Below are 19,583 nucleotides of genomic sequence, written 5' to 3' on the forward strand. Positions count from 1 at the left end.
GGCCCTCAGCGGGGTGGCCGGTCAGGGCAGCAGCATCAGGCGGCGTGCCTTGACGACGGCCTCGTGGCGGGTGTGCGCGTCCAGTTTCCGCATCACCGACTGCAGGTAGGCCTTCACCGTCTCGCGCGACAGCGACAACCGGTCGGCGACCTCGGCGTTGGTGCACCCCAGCGCGACCTGGGCGAGCACGTCGGTCTCCCGTGTGGACAGACGAACCCGGGGCTGCGAGACGGGTTTGGCCTCACCGAGGTCGACGAGCCGTTGCGCGGCCGCGTAGATCCGGCGGCGCGCTTCGGGGTCGGGCAGGGCTCCGGCGATGGCGCGCAGCTCCGAATGGACCGAGCGCAGCTCCTCGCGTGAGGCGCCCAGGGACAGGGCGTCGGCGAGGGCGACCCGGGAGCCCAGTTCGTCCCGCGCGCTCAGTTCCCGCGCCAGGCGACGGCCCGAGGTCATCAGCGCGTCCCGGACCCGGTCGCCGAACGTGACCGTCCGGCGGACCGCCCCGTACACGACACCGCGGCAGCGGTCCCCGGTGCGCACCGGCACGGCGATGATCGAGGACAGCCCCTCGGCCAGCACCGGGCGGTCGTAGTCGTGGGTGATGGTGCGGGCGGAGCCGTAGTCGTTGACCGCGATCGGATGGCCCTGCATGAGCACGCGGCCGCCGAGGCCGGCGCCGGGCAGGATGGCCAGGTCGTGCAGCGCGCTGGTGCGGGTGCCGACGAACCCGGACAGCCGCAGCCGCCCGTCCACCACCTCGCCCCCGAACACCACGGGCAGACCGGCCGAGCGGGCGGCGTTGCGCAACTCGGCATGCAGGACCGAGCGGGCGTCAGACATCGGCGTCCGTCCTCCTCGCACCATCGTCGGTCGCACCACGGTACCCGCGCCGTTCGGGCGAGTCGACTCCTCCACGCGGCGGCTACCCCCGTCCGGGGGTGGCCGGGCGAACCCGGCTCCCGCAGCGGGCAGCACCACGGGAGCCGGCGGGTCAGCCCAGCTCGGACAGCACCCGCTCGACCACGCGGTCCGTCGCCAGGCCGTAGCGGTCGTGCAGGGTCGGCAGCGCGCCCGCGGCCAGGAACTCGTCCGGCAGCGCGACCGGCACGATCGGGCCGGACACCCCGGCCCGCACGGCAGCCGAAGCGACCGTCTCGAACAGCCCGCCCACCACGGTGTGGTTCTCCAGCGTCACGACGAGCCGGTCGCCGGCGATCTCGTGCAGCACGGTCGCCGAGTCGAACGGCTTGATCGTGGGGGCGTGCACCACCGCCACGTCCACCTTGTGCGCGGCCAGCTCGTCGGCCGCCTGCAGCGCGCGCATCGTCATCAGTCCGCTGGAGACGAACACGACGTCGTTGCCGCCGCGCAGGACCGCGGCCTTGCCGAGCTCGAACCGGTAGTCGTACTCGTCCAGCACCGTCGGCACCTTGCCGCGCAGCAACCGCAGGTAGGTCGGCCCCTCGGACGCCGCCAGCTGCGGCACCGCCTGCTCGATGTCGACAGAGTCGCAGGGGTCCACAATGGTCAGGTTGGGCATGCCGCGGAAGATCGCGATGTCCTCGGTCGCCTGGTGGCTCGGCCCGTACCCGGTCGTCAGGCCGGGCAAGCCGCCGACGATGTTGACGTTCAGGTTGGGCTCGGCGATGTCCAGGCACAGGAAGTCGTAGGCGCGCCGGGCCGCGAACACCGAGTACGTCGAGGCGAACGGCACCAGCCCGACCTCGGCCATGCCCGCGGCGGCACCGAACAGCAGCTGTTCGGCCATGCCCATCTGGAAGTACCGGTCCGGGTGGGCCTGGGCGAAGACGTGCATGTCGGTGTACTTGCCCAGATCCGCCGTCAGGCCGACGATCCGGGAATCCCGCGCGGCCAGCTCGGCCAGGGCGTGCCCGAACGGCGCGCTCGTCGTCGGCTGCCCCGGGTCGGCGAACGAGGCGATCATCGCCGAGGTGGTCAGCCGCTTGACCGGGGTGCTCATGCCTTCGCTCCTTCGTCCAGCTGCCGGCGGCAGATGTCCCACTCGTGTTCCTCGATGCGCATGAAGTGCGCCTTCTCCCGGGTCTCCAACAGGCGCACCCCGCGGCCGATGCGGGTGTCGCACAGGATCACCGACGGAACGCCCTCCGGCGCCGCCCGCTCGGCCGCCCGGTCGAACGCCGCCAGCAGCGCCGGCACGTCGTTGCCGTCCACGCGCTGCGCGAACCAGCCCGCGGCGGCCCACTTGTCGGCGACCGGCTCGGTGCGCAGCACGCCTTCAGTGGGGCCGTCGGCCTGCAGCGCGTTGATGTCGACCATCGCGGTCAGGTTCCCGAGCCGGTGGTGCGCGGCGCCCATCGCGGCCTCCCACGTGGAGCCCTCGTCGAGCTCCCCGTCGGACAGGAAGTTGAACACCCGGGCCCCGCAACCGCGCAGCCGCAGCCCGAGTGCCATGCCGACGGCGACCGTCAGCCCGTGGCCGAGGGAACCGCCGGAGATCTCCATGCCGGGCGTGTAGGTCGCCATGCCGGACATCGGCAGGCGGGAGTCGTCCGAACCGTAGGTCTCCAGCTCCTCGACCGGCACGACACCGGCCTCCGCCAGTGCCGCGTACAGCCCGATGGCGTAGTGCCCGGTGGACAGCAGGAACCGGTCGCGCTCCGGCCACTCCGGGTCCTCCGGCCGCAGCCGCAGCTGGTCGCGGTAGACGGTGGCGAGCAGGTCGGCGGCGCCGAGCGCCTGCCCGACGTAGCCCTGCCCCTGCGCTTGACCCATGTTCAGGATGTGGTGCCGCATGCGGTGGGCCGCCGCGGCGACGCGCTCGGCACGGGTGGCCGAGGGCGCGATCGATGCAGTCATGAGGGATCGCTTTCGTGACCCGGGACAACCAGCCCCGGGGAGGACGGGAAGAAGTCAGCTCTCGCCGGTGACGTCGATGCGCGGACGGGTGCGCACGGTGCCGAACAACAGGGCCTGCGCGGTGGCGACCATGTGCTCGGAGATGACGCTCTGCGTCTTGACCGGGTCACCCGACTCGATCGCGGTGACGATCTCCAGGTGACGGCCCGGGCTCATGTTGGACAGGGCGCGCTCCAGCCCGCGGTACATGATGCACATGCGGATCGGGCCTTCGAGCAGCTTCCACGACCGCACCAGAGCGTCGTTGTCGGTCAGCTCGACCAGCAGCTCGTGGAACGCGAGGTCGGCCTCGATCTGGGCCTCCAGCGAGATCCGGGTGGCCTGCGCCATCCGGTCCACCGCGGCCCGCAGGCGGCGGCAGTGCTCCTCGCGGTAGTAGCTGGACGCCAGCGTCTCGCCGGCCAGCGCCTCCAGCGCCGCCCGGACGGTGAAGGTGTTGATGATGTCCTTCTCGCTGATCAGCCGGACCGTGACGCGGCCGCGCTCGCCGTATTCGACGAGCCCTTCCTGCTGGAGCTGGCGGAAGGCCTCGCGCAGGGTGCCGCGGCTGATGCCGAGCTGCTCGGAGACCTGCACCTCGCCGAGGTGGCTGCCGGGCGGGAACTCGCCGGTGGTGATGGCCTGGCGCAGCGTGTCGACAGCCATCTGCCGCAGGTTGCGGTTCGGCTCCTTCACCACGCGCGGCCTCCCCGGGCTGGTCGTCAACACCGCTCGTACTCGCTGATCAACGATACCTTCGCCGCGCTGGCGGACCGCTCGTCGAAGGTGTATCCCAGCCACTCTCCCACGAGACGCCGCGCCAGCTCCAGCCCGATCACCCGCTGCCCGAGCGCGAGCACCTGGCAGTTGTTGGACAGGACCGAGCGTTCGACGGAGAACGAGTCGTGCGCGGTGGTGGCCCGCACGCCGGGCACCTTGTTGGCCGACAGGGCCATGCCGATCCCGGTGCCGCACACCAGCACGGCGCGGTCGGCCTGGCCGGCGCGGATGGCCTCGCCCGCGGCGAGCCCGATCTCCGGGTAGGGCCGGTGCACGTCCTCGGCGCCGCGGTGCACGCCGAGGTCGATCACCTCGCGCACGCGCGGATCGGCGCGCAGGTCCTCGGCGAGGCGCTCCTTGTAGTCCAGGCCGGCGTCGTCACAGCCGACCACTATGCGGTAGCCCATCACGTCCCTTCCTCCAGGTGTTCGGAAACCGTCCGGGCGACCAGGGCCAGCGACACCGCCCCGGGGTCCGGGGTGCCGACGCTGCGCTCGGCCAGCGGGCGGGCCCGCCCCTTGCGCGGCACCAGGCCGGCGGTGGCGCGGGCGGCCTCCTCCGCGGCTCGCGCAGCCTGTGCCCAGGTGCCCGTGCGGAGCCGCTGCTGGAACGGCACCAGCGCGTCGACCAGCGTCTTGTCCCCGGGCTGGGCGCCGCCGAGCGCGGTGATGCGGCCGGCGAAGGCGTCCACGGCGGCGCGGGCGTCGATCGTGCCCGCCTGTGTGCCGATGGCCTCACCCGCGGCCCGCAGCCCGGCGCCCCACAGGACCCCGGACGTGCCGCCGGCCCGCGCGGCCCACTCGTCGCCCGCCGCGGCGAGCACGTCACCCGCCCCGGCGCCCGCGCGCCAGGCGGCCTCCGCGGCCGCGACCGCGGCGTCGATGCCGCGGACCATGCCGCGGCCGTGGTCGCCGTCGCCGGCCACCGCGTCGATCGCGCCCAGCTCGGATTCGGCTTCACGCAGGGCTGTCCGGACCGCGCGGAGTCCGTCGAGGACGGAGGCCGCCAGCTTCTTCGAGGCCGCGGACGCCTCGGCGAACCGCGGCGCGCCGGCCACGGCCACGTCCTCGACCGTCGCGCCGGCGTCCGCCGTGGTGATCGAGCCGCGGCGGAAGGCCGGGGTCCAGGCGGGAGCCGTCCACAGCCGTTCCAGCTCGTCGTCCAGCCAGGTCACGGTGAGCGACACCCCGGCCATGTCGAGGCTGGTGACGATCTCGCCCACCTCGGGCAGCACGAGCGTGTGGCCGGACTCACGCAGCAGCCTGCTCACGTCGGCCCACAGCACGAACAGTTCCTCGTGCTTGACCGAGCCGAGGCCGTTGAGCAGGACCGCGACGCGATCCCGTGCCCCGGCGGGCTTTTCGGCGAGCAGCCGCGCCACGAAGTCCTCCGCCAGCTCTCGCGCGCCGGGCCGCGGCACGTCGCGCAGACCGGGTTCGCCGTGGATGCCGAGCCCGAGGCCCATGTGCCCGTCCGGCACGGTGAACAGCGGGGCGTCCGCGCCGGGGAACGTGCAGCCGGCGAACGCGGTGCCGATCGTGCGGGTCGCGTCGTTGGCCTTGCGGCCGACGCGCACCACCTCGTCGAGGTCCATGCCCTCCTCGGCGGCGGCGCCCATCACCTTGAAGACGGTGAAGTCCCCGGCGATGCCGCGCCGGTCGGCGACGCGGTCCGGCGGGGCGCTGGCGATGTCGTCGGTGACGACCACGTTCTCCGCCCGGATGCCCTTGGCGCGCAACTGTTCGGTGGCGAGGCCGAAGTTCATCACGTCACCGGCGTAGTTACCGTAGCCGAAGACGACACCGGCGCCGGAGTCCGCGGCCATCGCGACCGAGCAGGCGTCCTGCGCGGACGGTGAGGTGAACAGGTTGCCGCTCACCGCGCCGTCGGCCAGGCCGGGCCCGATGATGCCGTAGAAGGCCGGGTAGTGCCCGGAGCCGCCGCCGGGCAGCACGGCCACCTTGGGCTGTCCCGGCCGGGTGCGGCGCACCGCCCCGCCGGGCACGCGCCGCACGGTGTCCGCGTGCAGTTCGCAGAACCCGGCCAGCGCGTCCTCGGCGAAGGACGCCGGATCGTTGCTCAGGTAGGTCATCGCACTCCCCGTCCTCAGTGGAGGAACGAGCCACCGTTGATGTCGATCGTGGTGCCCTGCAGGTACCCGGCGTCCTCGCTGGTGAGCCACGCGATCACGCCGGCCACGTCGGCCGCGGTCGCCTGGCGGCCCAGCGGGACGCTCCGCACGATCGCCGCCTCGAGCTCGTCGGTGGTCCCCACGCGGATGTCGGTGTCCACCGCGCCGGGCGCGACGGCGTTGACGGTGACGCCGGCGTCGCCGAGCTCGCGGGCCAGCGACTTGGTGAACCCGAGGATGGCGGCCTTCGCCGAGCTGTACGGGGTGCGGCCGAACACGCCGCCGCCCTGCTGCGCCGACACCGAGGACATGTTCACGATCCGGCCCCACCCGGCGTCGATCAGGTCGGGCAGGAACGCCTTGGTGACCAGGTAGGTGCCGGTCGCGTTGACCGCCATCACCTTGTTCCACAGCTCGAGCGTGGTCTCCAGGAACGGTACCGGCGAGGTGATCCCGGCGATGTTGATCACCGCGCCGACGACGGGCAGGCGTCCGGCGTCGACCTCGGCGCGCACCGCCCGGTAGGCGGCGAGCACGGACGGCTCATCGGCGACGTCGACGCCGTGGGCGAACACCGGCGCACCGGTCGCGGCCGCGATGTCGTCGGCGGCCTGCTTGGCCGCGGGCTCGTCCAGGTCCAGGACGGCCACGGCCCAGCCGTCGCGGGCGAGGCGGGCGGCGGTCGCCTTGCCGATCCCGCGCGGGGCACCGGCCCCGGTGATCACGGCGGTGCGCTGCGTGTCAGGCATTTCGGTTTCTCCTTGCGTGGGGATCACAGGCCGGCGATGTATTCCGCGGCCTTCACCGCGGCCGCCGGCCGTTCGTCGTCGGTGACGTCCCGGGTCTCCAGCTCCAGGGAACAGTGCCCCCGGTAGCCGGCGGCTCGGAGTGCGGCGAAGGTGGCCGGGAAGTCGACCACGCCGTTGCCGATGCTGAGGTGGATGTGACCGGGCGTGGCGTCGCGCAGGTGGACGTGCGCGATGCGGCCGGCGAACCGCTCGACGTAGTCGGCCGGGTGACCGCCGGAGGCGACGATGTGGCTGGTGTCCAGCACCAGGCCGACCGCCGGGTCGAGCCGCCGCGCCAGGTGTCCGGCCAGGTCGGTGTTCCAGCACAGGCGGTGGTGGTGCGGCGCCTCGACCCAGATCGCGACCCCGTGCCGCGCCGCGGCTTCGGCCGCGGCGTGCAGCTGGGCCGCGACGAGGTCGACGTCCTCGTCCAGGCTGGTGAGGGGGTCGCGGGACTGGGCACCGCAGGGCAGCACGAGGGCCTGGGCACCGCAGGACGCGGTGAGGTCGAGCAGGCGGCGCAGGTGGGCGGCCCGCCCGGCCGCGTCGTGGGGCCGGTTCAGGTCACCGATGTCGCCGTTGACCGACCGGACCCGCAGGCCGGAGGCCCGGACCTCGGCGGCGACTTCGCGCACCGCCTCGTCGGTCAGGTCGTACGGGACGTGGTCGCACACGCCCGGCAGCGCGCCGAGGTCGATCTCGCCGAAACCGCACTCTCCGATGACCGACAGCGCCGCCGCCAGTGGCAGGTGCCGGAAGCTGATCGTCGAACAGCCCGGCCAACCGGTTCGCTCCATGAGCAGGGATGTTAACAGAGATGTGTCAACAGACAAGGTTCCCGCAGAATTCGCCCCTGACACGCAGCTAATCATCGGAAGTCGTTGTTGACAGAGCGCGCTCATCACCGCACTATGTCCAGCATTGTTAACAGGAAGGCAACCGCGACGTACAGTCGGGGCGGCCCCTGACAGGAAGGCAATCGACAATGCGCAGCGAAGCGCTCACCATGCGCGGCCCGGTGCACGGCACCCCCGATGCGCGCCGGGTCGCCTGGGGCTCCACCGCGGGGGCCGTGATCGAGAGCTACGACTTCATCGGTTTCGGCACCGCGGCGGCCCTCTACTTCGGGCACGCGTTCTTCCCCGGCGCGTCACCCGTCATCGGCACGCTGTCCGCGTTCGCCACGCTCGGGGTCGGGTTCGTCGCGCGGCCGATCGGCGGCATCATCGGCGGTCATCTGGGCGACAAGATCGGCCGCAAGCCGGTGCTGGTGACGTCGCTGATCGTGATGGGACTGGCCACGTTCGCGATCGGCCTGCTGCCCACCTATGAGACGGCCGGTGTGCTGGCACCCGTCCTGCTGGTGACGGTGCGGATCATCCAGGGCGTGGCCTACGGCGCCGAGTGGGGTGGCGCGATCCTGATGACCTACGAGCACGCGCCGTGGCGCCGCAAGGGCGCGTTCACCGGCATCGTGCAGGCCGGGTTCCCGATCGGGTTGCTGCTGGCGAACCTGGTGTTCCTGGTGTCGGTGAACCTGTCCGGCGACTGGGCGTGGCGGGTGCCGTTCCTGGCGAGCCTGATCCTGGTGATCGTCGGCCTGATCGTGCGGTCGCGGGTGCCCGAGTCGCCGGTGTTCGAGGACGTCCGGGACAGCGGTGAGATCGCGAAGGCGCCGATCGTGCAGGTGCTGCGCGAGGACTGGCGCAACGTGCTCCGCGGCATCGGGCTGCGGATCGCGGAGACCGCCGGGTACGCGGTGGCGGTCACCTACATGATCTCGTACCTGAAGTCGCAGGAGCTGGCCACAAGCGGCGCGACGATCATGGCGCTGTGCATCGCCTCGGCGATCGGCATCGGCGCGACGATCGCGTGGGGCGGGCTGACCGACCGCATCGGGCGGCGGCCGGTGTACGTGTGGGTCACACTGTTCGGCGCGCTCTGGGCGATCCCGATGTTCCTGCTGGTCAACACCGCCTCGGTGATCGCCATCGTGATCACGGTGGTGGTGTCGTACGCGGTGTGCCAGAACGCGCTCGCCGGCTCGCAGGGAGCCTGGTTCCCGGAGCTGTTCCAGGCCCGGACGCGGTCCTCGGGGGCGTCGCTGGCCTACCAGATCTCGGCGATGATCTCCGGGGTGACGCCGTTCGTGACGACCCTGCTGTTCCTGTGGCTGGGCTGGGCCGGTCCGGCGCTGCTGTTCCTCGCGTACTCCGCGCTGGGCCTGGTGTCGGCCCTGCTGACGCGCGAAACGTGGAGCACACGCGAACGGGAAGCCGCGGCCCGTGCGACGGCGGAGACCCCGCTGCCGGAGCCGCACCGGGTGAGCTGACTCTCGCGGCTGCGGCGCGCCCGGGCCGTCCCGGCCGGGCGCGGCGCTGCCGCGCAGCGACCTCCGCCGCGGTGCCGTTCAGGGCGTCAGGTCCGTGAACAGCCTCGCCGCCGCGGTGCGCCACTGCGCCACCAGGTCGGTGCCCTCGGGGTCGCGCAGCCATTGGATCTGCAGCCCGTCCATCACCGCCACCACCTGCCGCGCCAGGGATTCCGGCTCGGGGACGCGACCGGGCACCATCGCCGCGAACTCGGCCAGCACGCGGCGCTGGCGGGCGGCGAAATAGGCCGCGGCCGGGTGGCCCGGGGCCAGCGACTCGGCCTGCAGGACCGAGAACAGCCGCACGATTTCGGGCTGCGTGGCGTTCCGCCGAACCAGCGCGTCGCACGCCTCGGCCAGCGAGATGTCCTTCGGCCAGCCCCGCCGCACGTCGGACTCGCTGAGCCCGAGTTCCCCGGCCAGCGACCGGAAGTCCTCCGCGTCACGGTGGTCGAGCACGGCCAGCAACAACCCGTCCTTCGACCCCACGTGGTGCAGCAGCCCCGGCACGGTCAAACCGCACGCATCCGCGACGTCCTGCATCGACAGCGCCCAGAACCCGCCCTCACCGATCAGGCGCGTCGCCACGTCGAGGATCTGCCGGCGCCGCTGGGCGGCGGGCAGGCGCGTCCGCTCCCGCCGGGAGGCCGTGGTCATGCGCTCCTCCCCCTCGTCTTGACCGCGTCAGCGTACGGCACCTAGGTTACCTAGCACCTACTAGGTAATCGGTAAGGATGCCGCATGGAGCCTGACCACGCCGCCCTCACCAGCGGCAACGACTTCTGGCACACCACCCCGGGCGCGGGCCTGCCGTCGATCACCCTCACCGACGGGCCGCACGGCGTCCGGCTGCAGGCGAGCGAGGACGACGTCGTCACCGGGCGGCCGGCCACCTGCTTCCCGCCCGCGGTGGCCGGCGCGTCGACCTGGGATCCGGACCTGCTGCGCCGCATGGGCGAGGCCCTCGGCGACGAGTGCCGCGCGATGGACGTGGCCGTGCTGCTCGGCCCGGGCATCAACCTCAAGCGCACCCCGCTCGGCGGCCGCAACTTCGAGTACTTCTCCGAGGACCCCCTGCTGACCGGCGTGCTGGCCACCGAATGGGTGCGCGGCCTGCAAAGCCGCGGCGTCGGCGCGTCGCTCAAGCACTTCGCCGTCAACAGCCAGGAAACGGACCGGATGCGCATCAGCGCCGACGTCGACGAGCGCACCCTGCGCGAGATGTACCTGCGCGCGTTCCAGCGGGTCGTCACACAAGCCCGGCCGTGGACCGTGATGTGCTCCTACAACCGCATCAACGGCACGTACGCGAGCCAGAACCGCTGGCTGCTCACCGACGTCCTGCGCGACGAGTGGGGCTTCGAGGGCGTCGTGGTCTCCGACTGGGGCGCGGTCGCCGACCGGGTGGCCGCCGTCGCCGCGGGACTGGACCTCACCATGCCCGGCCCCGACGACACCGGCGACCGGGCGCTGATCGACGCCGTCGCCGACGGACGGCTCGACCCCGTGGCGCTGGAGACCGCGGCGGGCCGGGTGCGCGCACTGGTCGAGCGCGCGGGCGAGCGGCCCCCCGGCGAATACGACGCCGACGCCCACCACGCACTGGCCCGCGAGATCGCCGGACGCGCGATCGTGCTGCTCAAGAACGACGGTGACGTGCTGCCGTTGTCCGGGGGCGAAACCGTCGCGGTGATCGGCGAGTTCGCCCGGACCCCGCGCTACCAGGGCGGCGGCAGCTCGCACATCACCCCGACCCGGCTCGACGACGCCCTCACCGCGATCTCGGAATCGGCGCCGGTGCGTTTCGCCCCCGGCTACGACAACCCGGACGAGGCCGCGGCGCTGGCCGCGGACAGCGATGTCGCCCTGGTGTTCGCCGGCAGCGCGCACGAGACCGAGGGTGCCGACCGCGACACCCTCGACCTGCCGGACGCCCATCGCGAGCTGATCGAGCGGGTGGCCGCGGCGAACCCCCGCACGGTCGTCGTCCTGTCCAACGGCGCCGTGGTCCGGACGAGCCCGTGGGAGGCGCGGGTGCCGGCGATCGTGGAGGGCTGGCTGCTCGGCCAGGCCGGTGGCGCCGCGATCGCGGACGTCCTGTTCGGACGGGTCAACCCGTCGGGCAGGCTGACCGAGACGATCCCGCTGGAACTCGCCGACCATCCGTCCTACCTGGACTTCCCCGGCGAGCACGGGCACGTGCGCTACGGCGAGGGGATCCACGTCGGTTACCGCGGTTTCGACGCCCGGGAGCAGGCGGTCGCCTACCCGTTCGGCTTCGGCCTGTCCTACACCACCTTCGAGTACGGTGCCGCCCGCGCGACCGTGACGGACGACGGGATCGAGGTGCGGGTGCCGGTGACGAACACCGGAGCGCGGGACGGGCGCGAGGTCGTGCAGGTGTACGTGAGCGTCCCGGGTTCCGCGGTACGGCGGGCACCGCGGGAGCTGAAAGCGTTTGCCAGCGTGCCGATCGCGGCGGGCGAGACGGCCGGGGTGGTGCTGAGGATCGCCCGCGAGGACCTGGCCTACTGGGACACCCGGTTCGGCCGCTGGGTCGTGGAGGGCGGCGAGTACCACTGCGCGGTGGGCGCGTCCTCCCGGGACCTGCGGACCACGGCGGTGGTCGAGGTGCCCGGCGACGACGTGCGGGCGCCGCTGACCGCGGAGTCCAGTGTGGCCGAATGGCTGAACGACCCGCGTGGGGCCGCACTGCTGGGCCAGGTGTTCGCCGCGGCCGCCGGGTCCAGCGGCGCGATCGCGCACCTGGTGGCCGACCCGTCGACGATCAGCCTGGTGGGGAGTCTGCCGCTCGGGCGGATGGCCGCCTTCCCCGGCAGCCCGCTCACGGTGGAAGCGGTGGACAAGCTGGTGGCGGAGGCCGGCGGCTGACGTGAGGGGCCCGGCACCCCCGTCCGGGCACCGGGCCCCCCGACGGCTCAGTCGAACACCACGAGGCCGCGGATGTTGCGGCCCGCGTGCATGTCCTCGTACGCCTGCGCCACCTCGTCCAGGGTGTACTCCCGGGTGATCAGCTCGTCGAGCTTGAGCTGGCCCGCCTGGTACATGCGCAGCAGGTTGGGGATGTCGTGCCGCGGGTTGGACTCGCCGAACAGGGAGCCCTGCAGGCGCTTCTGCATCAGCGTCAGATCGCCCAGCGCGATCGGCGCCCCCGCCTCGGTGATGTTGCCCAGGCCGGTCAGCACGACCGTGCCCGCCTTGCGGATCGACGCCAGCGCCTGCCCGACGTGGTCACCCCGCACGACGCCGATCGTGACGATCGTGGCGTCCGCGCCCTGGCCGTTGGTCAGCGACCGGGCGAAGTCGGCCGCCTCCTCGATCGTGGCGAACGCGTGGGTCGCGCCGAACACCTTCGCCTTGTCCCGCTTGAACTGCACGGGGTCGACGGCGATGATCGTCTTCGCGCCGGCGTGCGCCGCGCCCTGGAGGGCGTTCGCCCCGATGCCGCCGATGCCCATGACGATCACCGTCGCGCCGGGCTTGATGTTCGCCGAGTTGACCGCCGAACCCCACCCGGTCGGTACACCGCAGCCGACGAGCGCGGCGGCCTTCAGGGGGATGTCCTTGCCGATCTTGACGACCGAGTCCACCGACGCCGTGGTGTATTCGGCGAACGTCGAGATGCCGCACTGCTGCCCCACCGGATTGCCGTTCTCCGTCATCCGGAAGCTCGTCGGGTCGTCCGCGCGGGCACCGGTGAGGAGCGAGGCTCCCAGATCGCACAGGTTCGACAGGCCCTGGGCGCAGAACTCGCAGTGTCCGCAGGCGGGCAGGAACGAGAACACGACGTGGTCGCCGACCTCGTAGCCGGGCGTGTCCGGCCCGACGGCGGTGATCACGCCGGCGCCCTCGTGGCCGCCGGCGTAGGGGTAGACGGCGACCGGGACGTCACCGGTGGCGACGTGGTCGTCGGAGTGGCACAGGCCGGACGCGGCCAGCTTGACGGTGACCTCGCCCTGGCGCGGGTCGTCCAGCTCGACGGTCGCGGTCTCGTAGGTGCCGGGTGCCCGGCGAACCAGGGACACCTTGGTGGTGATGGGCATGCTTGCTCCTCCTCGAGCGATTCGTCCGCTGTGGACTCACAGGACGACGGTGACGACCTTCTCCTCGGTGTTGGCGAGGATGCCGCTCCAGCCGAGCTCGCGGCCGACGCCGCTGGACTTCATGCCGCCCCACGGCAGGGCGGCGTCGATCGGTGCCCAGCCGTTGACGCCCACGGCACCGGCGCGCACCTGCGCGGCGAGGGTGTGCGCGGCGCTGACGTCGCGGGTCCAGATGGTCGCGGCGAGGCCGTAGGTGGTGGTGTTGGCGATCCGGACGGCCTCCTCCGGGTCGTCGAACGGGATCACCGAGCCGACCGGGCCGAAGATCTCCTCACGGGCGATCGTCATGTCGTTGTGCACGTCGGCGAAGATCGTCGGCTGCACGAAGTACCCGGGCCGCTCGGGGCGGGCGCCGCCGGTGACGAGCCGGGCGCCTTCGGCGCGGCCCTTCTCGATGTAGCCGAGGACGCGGTCCTGCTGCTTCTTGTTGACCAGGGCGCCCATCGTGGTGGCCGGGTCGAGCGGGTCGCCGAGGACCTGCTGCGCGGCGGCGCCGGCGAGGGCGTCGACGACGTCGTCGTAGAGCGAGCGGTGCACCAGCACGCGGGTGCCGGCCGCGCACACCTGGCCCTGGTTGAAGAACAGGCCCATCGCGGTACCGCCGATGGCCGCCTCGAGGTCGGCGTCGGCGAGGATGATCTGCGGTGACTTGCCGCCCAGCTCGAGGGTGATGCGCTTGAACGACTGCGCGGCGGCGACGCCGACCCGGCGGCCCACCTCGGGGCTGCCGGTGAAGCTGATCTTGTCGACTCCCCCGTGGTCGACCAGCGCCTGGCCGGTGACGCCGCCGAGTCCGGGCAGGACGCTGACCACGCCGTCGGGCAGGCCGGCCTCCTGGAGCAGCTTGGCCAGGTGCAGGATCGACAGCGGCGCGTCCTCCGGCGGCTTCACGACGACGGTGTTGCCCGCGGCCAGCGCGGGCGCGAGCTTCCACGCGGTGATCATCAGCGGCGTGTTCCACGGGATGATCGCGGCGATCACGCCGACCGGCTCGCGGCGCGTGTAGGAGTGGGTGGGGCGGCCCAGGTAGCCGTCGGTGGGGATGACCTGGCCGGTGATCTTGTCCGCCCAGCCGGCGAAGTGCCGGAAGGTGCGGGCGGCGTTGGGCATGTCCAGCACGGCCGGCTGCCCGACGGGCTTGCCGATGTCCAGCGCTTCGAGGCGGGCCAGCAGCTCGGCGTCGCGGTCGATGAGGTCGGCGACCCGGTTGAGGAGGTGGCCGCGCTGGGAGCCGGTCAGGGCGGCCCACTCCCCCGACAGCTGGGCGCGCGCGGCGGCGACGGCCTCGTCCACGTCCTGCGCGGAGGCGGCCGAGACGTCGGTCAGCTTCTCCTCGGTGGCCGGGTTCAGGTCGGCGAACGTGCCCCCGGTGCCGTCGCGCCACTGTCCGGCCAGGAACAGCCGGCTGGGGAAGGTCTCGATCGTGGTCACGGGCGGTTCTCCTCGGCGATCGGCGTCGATCACGACCCGGACGGGTCGCCGGTCCCGAGGATGCTCCGCACCGGGGGCGGTGGTCTTGCACCTGCGCGCACGCCTTTTGTCGGTACGCGCACGGCTCACCCGGCCCCGATACCGCGTTCGGTCCGCGGCGTCGGCGAGGACGGGTGGCCGCTGCGTGGTGATCTGGTGCACGTGAACGTCAAGAAGCTGGGTACATCCCGCCGGCGGCGGCCACACGGTACACGACTGCGCCAACCTCGGCTACACCGACAATCACCACCAGGGCCACGCCACGCTCGAAGGCCGGCCACCCGCCGGCCGCGTCCCCAACCTCTCCGGACAGAACAACTAGCCGGCCACGAGCGCCGCCCGGTGCTCGCGCGGGGTGCGGCCGTAGTGGGCGCGGAAGGTGCGGCTGAACTGGGCGGCGTCGACCAGGCCCCAGGATGCCGCGATGGCGCCGACCGGGCGGTGGGCCAGCGCCGGGTCGGCCAGGTCGTGCCAGCACCGCTCCAGCCGCCGGTCGCGGATCCAGCCGGTGATCGTCGCGCCGCGGCGTTCGAACAGTTTCTGCAGGTGGCGCAGCGACACGTGCACCGCGGCGGCCACCTCGGCCGGGTTCAGCCCCGGGTCCGGCAGGTGCTCGTCGATGTAGCGCTGCGCGGCCGTGACCACCGTGTCACCGGGTGGCCCGGCCTGGGCGGCGAAACACGCGGCGAGCATGTCGACCGCCGCGTCGGACAGGTGGGCCGCCTCCGGGCCGGGCCGTACCGTGCGCGGGTCCAGCCCCCGCAGCAGCGCCGAGGTCAGCGCACCGCTGCCGCGCGATCCGGGGATGGTCACCGCCGTCAGGTCGTCCACCCGCGGCGCCCGCGGCTTCAACCGCCGGCTCGGCAGAACCAGCACCAGCATTTCGAAATCGTCGTCGAACACCAGCTCGTACGGCCGGTTCGTGTCGTACACGGCGAGGTCGCCGGGCCGCAGCCGCGCGGTGCGGCCGTCCTGCCGGACGACGCCGGTACCGCGCAACTGCAACCCGACCTTGTACAGGTCGTCCGCGCCGCGCCGGATCAGGCTGCGGGTGCGGCGCGTGACCTGCCGCGTCGACGTGACGACGGAGACCTGCAGGTCGGCCATCGGCCGGGCGTGCACCTGCCCGTGGAACCCGGCCCCGACCGAGACCACGTCCAGCGGGACGAACGCCCGCGCCAGCACGTCCCGCCAGGACTCCAGGCTGGTCAGGGCGTCGGCGTCCAGCTCGACCGGAAACGCACCCACCTCGGCCTCCTCGCCTCGAAAACGACCGAACGGACGGTCGGGTGGCGCCATCGTACGTGCTCGTCGTGCCGCCCGTCACCCTCCCGCCGGGGTCGCGACCCGCTCGGCTCGGCCGCCGCGCAGGTGCTCGGGTTCGGCGATGAACCGGGCCCCGACCACGGACAGCAGGCACAACACGCCGCACACCAGGGCGATCGGCCAGGTCTGCCCGCCCGACGCCGAGTTCAGCGCGGCCGCGACGAACGGGATGCACCCACCGACGATCGCGCCGGCGATCTCGCGCGTGAAGGTGACGCCGGTGTAGCGGTAGCCGACGGGGAACAGCTCCGACATCATCGTCGCCTGGGACGCCAGCGTCAGGTCGTTGCACAGCGTGTACAGCATGACCAGCGCGGCCCAGATGACCACCGGCGTGCCGGTGTCGAGCAGGAAGAAGAACGGGTAGAACAGCAGCGCCGCGGCGGTCGCGCCGGTCATCATCACCGGCCGCCGCCCGAACCGGTCGCACAGCCAGCCCGCGGTGGGCACGGTGACGATCTTGAGCGCGTTGGCGATGACGATGCCGATCAGCCCGACCCAGGCCGCGGTCCCGACCTGCTTGGACAGGTAGGTCAGGGCGTACACCGAGGGCAGGTAGCTGATCACGTTGGGCGCGACGGAGATCAGCATCCCGGGGACGATCTTGCGGCCGGACGTGGCGAACAGCGCCCGCAGCGGCGCCCGCGTGTCACGCCCTTCCGCCTTGGCCCGCGTGAACTCCGGGCTGTCGCGGACCTTGAGGCGCACGATGATCCCGGCGATGCCGACCAGGCAGCTGAGCAGGAACGGGATCCGCCAGCCCCAGCCGGTGAAGTCCTCTTCGGACATCAGCGCCGAGGTCAGGAAGAAGATCCCGGTCGCGACCAGCGAGCCGACCGCGTTGCCGAGGGTCGGCGCACTGGCGTTGAGGCCGCGCGCCCTGGTCTCGGCGTGTTCGGCCGACAACAGCATCGCCCCGGCGTACTCACCGCCGGCACCCAGCCCCTGCACGACCCGCAGCAGCACCAGCGCCACCGGCGCGAACACCCCGGCGGTCGCGTAGCTGGGCAGCACCCCGATCAGCGTGGACGCCACGGCCATGACCATCAGCGTCACGAACAGCATCGTGCGGCGCCCGAGCCGGTCGCCGAGCACGCCGATGATCACGCCGCCGACCGGCCGGGCGAAGAACCCGACCGCGAACGTGGCCAGCGACGACAGGGTCGCGACCACCGGATTGCCGGACGGGAAGAAGACCTGCGGCAGCACGAGGGCGGCGGCCGTGCCGTAGAGGGAGAAGTCGTACCACTCGAGCGCTGTGCCCACGGTCGAGCCGACCGTGGCGCGGCTGATCCGAAGTGTCATCGCCGACCCTTCATTGCATCTGTCGAACGTCTACATTAACGTTCATGGTGGCGACAGGCTACGAGTTTGCTTTTGCTGAGGTCAAGAGACAAGGACCGGGTTTTGTCCTACATGAACGTTAATGACACCAGGATGGCCAAGTACAACCCGCTGTCCCGGGTGCTGTGCTTCGACACCTTCGACACCACCACCCACGGCTGGACCGAGCTGCTCGGCAACTACGACGGCAGCGGGAACCTGGACACGGTGGACGACCACATGCGCGACTTCCGGCCGCCGCAGCTGTCCTCGTGCTCGTTCTTCGACGTCGGCACGCACGGCACGATGAGCGGGGACTACGCGCTCAAACTGGCCACCCGCCCCTACCCCGGCCACACCGCGACCGGCATCCGCCGCCTCACGATGGCCGGCCGCGGCCGGGTCCGCATCGAGACCCACTTCGCGTTCAAGGCCGAGGCCACCGTCGGCCACGAGGCGCCGTCGTCGGTGGGCTGGGACGGCAACCGGCACCCGTCGGAGTCGCAGTTCGGCGCGTTCACCGTGGCCACCGACATCTGCTCGGACGGCGGCCTGCGCTACCACAACGTCATCCGCTACCAGAACACCAACCTGGACGGCGAGATGACGAACCGCTGGATGTACCCGGTGGTGCCGGAGCCCACGCCGCGCGACCACGTGGAGGGCAGGTTCGCGCTGCCCTACGCCGCCGACTTCACCGCCCCCGACCCGGCCGACTGGCGCACCTTCGACGAGCCGCTCGAGCTGTGCGTCAACGAGGTGCCGACGAAGATCAACTGGCACTACCTGCGCTGGGACATCGACACCAGCACCCGGTCCAATGTGGAGCTGCAGCTCAACGACCGCGTGATGGACATGCGGGACGTGCCGGTGCCGCCCTACCCCGACCGCTACGGCACGCTGGACAACCTGCTCAACTTCTACTTCTCGGTCCGCACGCACTGCGGCATCCGGAACTTCCTGTTCCTGGACTCGGTCCTGATCTCGGTGGAGTGGTGAGGCACGACATGCGCTCGACGATGACGGCGGTGCTGGAACGCAACACGGTGGTGCGCGAGGACTTCGCGACCGAGCCCTACGAGCTGCCCTGGGCGGCCGAGGCCCGGTTCTTCGTGCAGGCGCTGGAGGCCGACGGCGCACTGGCGTTCCGCACCGAGATCTCCCCCGACGGCCTGCACTGGTGCCCCCTGGACGAGTCCGAGCACCGCATCGACTCCCCCGGCCTGATCACCTGGCCGGTGAGCGGGTTCGGGCAGTGGCTGCGGGTGCGCTGCACCGTGGCCCCCGGGGCGGTCGCGAAGCTGCGGATCTATCTTGTAGGCAAGGGTTGATCCGGAGGTCGGCTGGTGGGACGCGCTCGGCGGGTCACGTTACGTGACGTCGCGGACAGGGTCGGCCTGTCCGCCAACACCGTGTCGCGCGCTCTGTCGGGCAAGGACCAGGTCAGCGAGAGCACCCGCGAGATGATCGTGGCGGAGGCGCGGCGGCTGGGGTACGTGCCCAACAGCCACGCGCGGTCGCTGGTCTCCGGCACCACGATGGTGCTCGCGCTGGTGATCACCAACCCGTCGAACCCGTTCTACGCCGCGCTGATCTCGGCCGTGGAGCGGCAGTGCCGCGTCGCCGGGTACTCGGTGCTGCTGCTGGTCACCGAGGAGAACGAGGACAACGAGGAACGCGCCGTGCAGCAGCTGCTGCGGTTCGGCGTGGACGGGGTGCTGGCGGTGCCGATCCAGCACCGGCCCGGTGTGTGGGCGGAGCTGTCCGCCGCCGGGCTGCCGGTGGTGCTGCTCAGCCGGGACATCCCGGAGCTGGGCTTCGACTACGTGGGCACGGACGTCGAGCGTGCGGTCACCGACGCGGTCGCGCGGGTCGCCGGGCCCGGCACGCGGGCGTGGCTGTTCGAGGAGGACCTGGAGATCAGCACGGTCGCCGCCCGCACGGCCGCGTTCCAGCGGGCCTTCGGCGAGGACGCGCTCGTGCTCAAGGTGCCGGGCCACCGCACGCGGGGCGCCACGCTGCCGTGGCGCCCCGACGACGCCTACCGGCTCGCGGCCGGGCTGATCAGCCGCGAGCACCACCCTGAGCTGGTCGTGACCGGCAACGACTACTTCGCGCTCGGGGTGTACAAGGCGGTCCGGGAGTGCGGGCTGACCATCGGCGAGGACGTGCGGGTGCTCGGCTACGGCGACCACCCCTTCGCCGCGTACCTGGAACCGGGGCTGACGACGATCCGGCTGCCCGCCGACGACGTCGGTTCGGCCGGGGTGGACCTGCTGCTGCGGCGGATCGCGGACCCGGACCGGCCGCGGGAGACGGTGCAGCTGAGCGCGACGTTCGTCGAGCGCGGTTCGGCTCGTGATCTTGTCGCGGGGGGCCCGGCCGGGTGACAC

18 protein-coding genes are annotated in these 19,583 nt (G+C 72.3%); 5 read left to right on the forward strand and 13 right to left on the reverse strand.

Features of this window, described 5'->3' with window-relative positions; genetic code table 11:
• Positions 1 to 21: 21 nt before the first annotated feature.
• From FB470_RS35515 to FB470_RS35550, 8 genes are all read right to left on the reverse strand, one after another.
• The gene (locus tag FB470_RS35515; protein ID WP_306998919.1) at positions 22 to 840 is read right to left on the reverse strand and encodes a LuxR C-terminal-related transcriptional regulator; all 819 of its coding nucleotides are present in this window, start codon (positions 838 to 840) and stop codon (positions 22 to 24) included.
• A gap of 151 nt (positions 841 to 991) precedes the next feature.
• On the reverse strand, positions 992 to 1,981 hold the full coding sequence (locus tag FB470_RS35520) for a transketolase family protein (RefSeq protein ID WP_306998921.1): 990 nt from the start codon (positions 1,979 to 1,981) through the stop codon (positions 992 to 994).
• Positions 1,978 to 2,838, reverse strand: a complete 861-nt coding sequence (locus tag FB470_RS35525; protein WP_306998923.1) for a transketolase — start codon at positions 2,836 to 2,838, stop codon at positions 1,978 to 1,980. The genes FB470_RS35520 and FB470_RS35525 overlap by 4 nt, the downstream gene beginning before the upstream one ends.
• A gap of 54 nt (positions 2,839 to 2,892) precedes the next feature.
• On the reverse strand, positions 2,893 to 3,543 hold the full coding sequence (locus FB470_RS35530) for a GntR family transcriptional regulator (RefSeq protein ID WP_306998925.1): 651 nt from the start codon (positions 3,541 to 3,543) through the stop codon (positions 2,893 to 2,895).
• 56 nt (positions 3,544 to 3,599) lie between these two features.
• Positions 3,600 to 4,064, reverse strand: a complete 465-nt coding sequence (locus FB470_RS35535) for a ribose-5-phosphate isomerase (protein WP_306998927.1) — start codon at positions 4,062 to 4,064, stop codon at positions 3,600 to 3,602.
• Positions 4,064 to 5,749 (reverse strand): dihydroxyacetone kinase family protein, encoded by a 1,686-nt coding sequence (locus tag FB470_RS35540; RefSeq protein WP_306998929.1) that lies wholly within the window; start codon positions 5,747 to 5,749, stop codon positions 4,064 to 4,066. Before FB470_RS35540 ends, FB470_RS35535 begins: the two co-directional genes overlap by 1 nt.
• Before the next feature lie 14 nt (positions 5,750 to 5,763).
• A complete protein-coding gene (locus FB470_RS35545; RefSeq protein ID WP_306998932.1) occupies positions 5,764 to 6,537 on the reverse strand; it encodes an SDR family NAD(P)-dependent oxidoreductase in 774 nt (257 codons plus the stop codon).
• 23 nt (positions 6,538 to 6,560) lie between these two features.
• Positions 6,561 to 7,373, reverse strand: coding sequence for a sugar phosphate isomerase/epimerase family protein (locus FB470_RS35550; RefSeq protein WP_306998934.1), 813 nt, complete (start codon positions 7,371 to 7,373; stop codon positions 6,561 to 6,563).
• A gap of 188 nt (positions 7,374 to 7,561) precedes the next feature.
• Here FB470_RS35550 and FB470_RS35555 point away from each other — a divergent pair, with 188 nt between their 5' ends.
• Positions 7,562 to 8,908: an MFS transporter gene (locus FB470_RS35555; RefSeq protein ID WP_306998936.1), complete on the forward strand. Its 1,347-nt coding sequence runs from the start codon at positions 7,562 to 7,564 to the stop codon at positions 8,906 to 8,908.
• A gap of 78 nt (positions 8,909 to 8,986) precedes the next feature.
• On the opposite strand, the gene FB470_RS35560 is transcribed toward FB470_RS35555, so the two are convergent.
• Positions 8,987 to 9,604 carry a TetR/AcrR family transcriptional regulator gene (locus tag FB470_RS35560; protein WP_306998938.1) on the reverse strand — a complete coding sequence of 206 codons (618 nt, stop codon included), beginning with the start codon at positions 9,602 to 9,604 and terminating at the stop codon, positions 8,987 to 8,989.
• An 84-nt stretch (positions 9,605 to 9,688) separates the two neighbouring features.
• On the opposite strand from FB470_RS35560, the gene FB470_RS35565 reads away from it, so the two are divergent.
• Positions 9,689 to 11,839, forward strand: a complete 2,151-nt coding sequence (locus tag FB470_RS35565) for a glycoside hydrolase family 3 C-terminal domain-containing protein (protein WP_306998940.1) — start codon at positions 9,689 to 9,691, stop codon at positions 11,837 to 11,839.
• A gap of 47 nt (positions 11,840 to 11,886) precedes the next feature.
• Here FB470_RS35565 and FB470_RS35570 read toward each other — a convergent pair whose 3' ends face one another.
• From FB470_RS35570 to FB470_RS35585, 4 genes are all read right to left on the reverse strand, one after another.
• Entirely contained in the window at positions 11,887 to 13,011 is a 1,125-nt protein-coding gene (locus tag FB470_RS35570) for an NDMA-dependent alcohol dehydrogenase (RefSeq protein WP_306998943.1), read from the reverse strand.
• Positions 13,012 to 13,047: 36 nt separating this feature from the next.
• Complete coding sequence (styD, locus tag FB470_RS35575) at positions 13,048 to 14,502, reverse strand: phenylacetaldehyde dehydrogenase StyD (protein ID WP_306998945.1); 1,455 nt, start codon at positions 14,500 to 14,502, stop codon at positions 13,048 to 13,050.
• Positions 14,503 to 14,859: 357 nt separating this feature from the next.
• On the reverse strand, positions 14,860 to 15,789 hold the full coding sequence (locus FB470_RS35580; protein WP_306998947.1) for an AraC-like ligand-binding domain-containing protein: 930 nt from the start codon (positions 15,787 to 15,789) through the stop codon (positions 14,860 to 14,862).
• A 75-nt stretch (positions 15,790 to 15,864) separates the two neighbouring features.
• Positions 15,865 to 17,172, reverse strand: coding sequence for an MFS transporter (locus FB470_RS35585; protein ID WP_306998949.1), 1,308 nt, complete (start codon positions 17,170 to 17,172; stop codon positions 15,865 to 15,867).
• A 132-nt stretch (positions 17,173 to 17,304) separates the two neighbouring features.
• On the opposite strand from FB470_RS35585, the gene FB470_RS35590 reads away from it, so the two are divergent.
• From FB470_RS35590 to FB470_RS35600, 3 genes are read left to right on the forward strand one after another with little or no spacing between them, the layout of a single operon-like run.
• The gene (locus tag FB470_RS35590; protein ID WP_306998951.1) at positions 17,305 to 18,189 is read left to right on the forward strand and encodes a DUF6772 family protein; all 885 of its coding nucleotides are present in this window, start codon (positions 17,305 to 17,307) and stop codon (positions 18,187 to 18,189) included.
• Complete coding sequence (locus FB470_RS35595) at positions 18,186 to 18,521, forward strand: hypothetical protein (protein ID WP_306998953.1); 336 nt, start codon at positions 18,186 to 18,188, stop codon at positions 18,519 to 18,521. The genes FB470_RS35590 and FB470_RS35595 overlap by 4 nt, the downstream gene beginning before the upstream one ends.
• Before the next feature lie 15 nt (positions 18,522 to 18,536).
• Positions 18,537 to 19,580 (forward strand): LacI family DNA-binding transcriptional regulator, encoded by a 1,044-nt coding sequence (locus FB470_RS35600; RefSeq protein WP_306998955.1) that lies wholly within the window; start codon positions 18,537 to 18,539, stop codon positions 19,578 to 19,580.
• Positions 19,581 to 19,583 lie beyond the last annotated feature (3 nt).

Origin of the sequence: Amycolatopsis thermophila (assembly GCF_030814215.1) — a bacterium.
GTDB lineage: Bacteria > Actinomycetota > Actinomycetes > Mycobacteriales > Pseudonocardiaceae > Amycolatopsis_E > Amycolatopsis_E thermophila.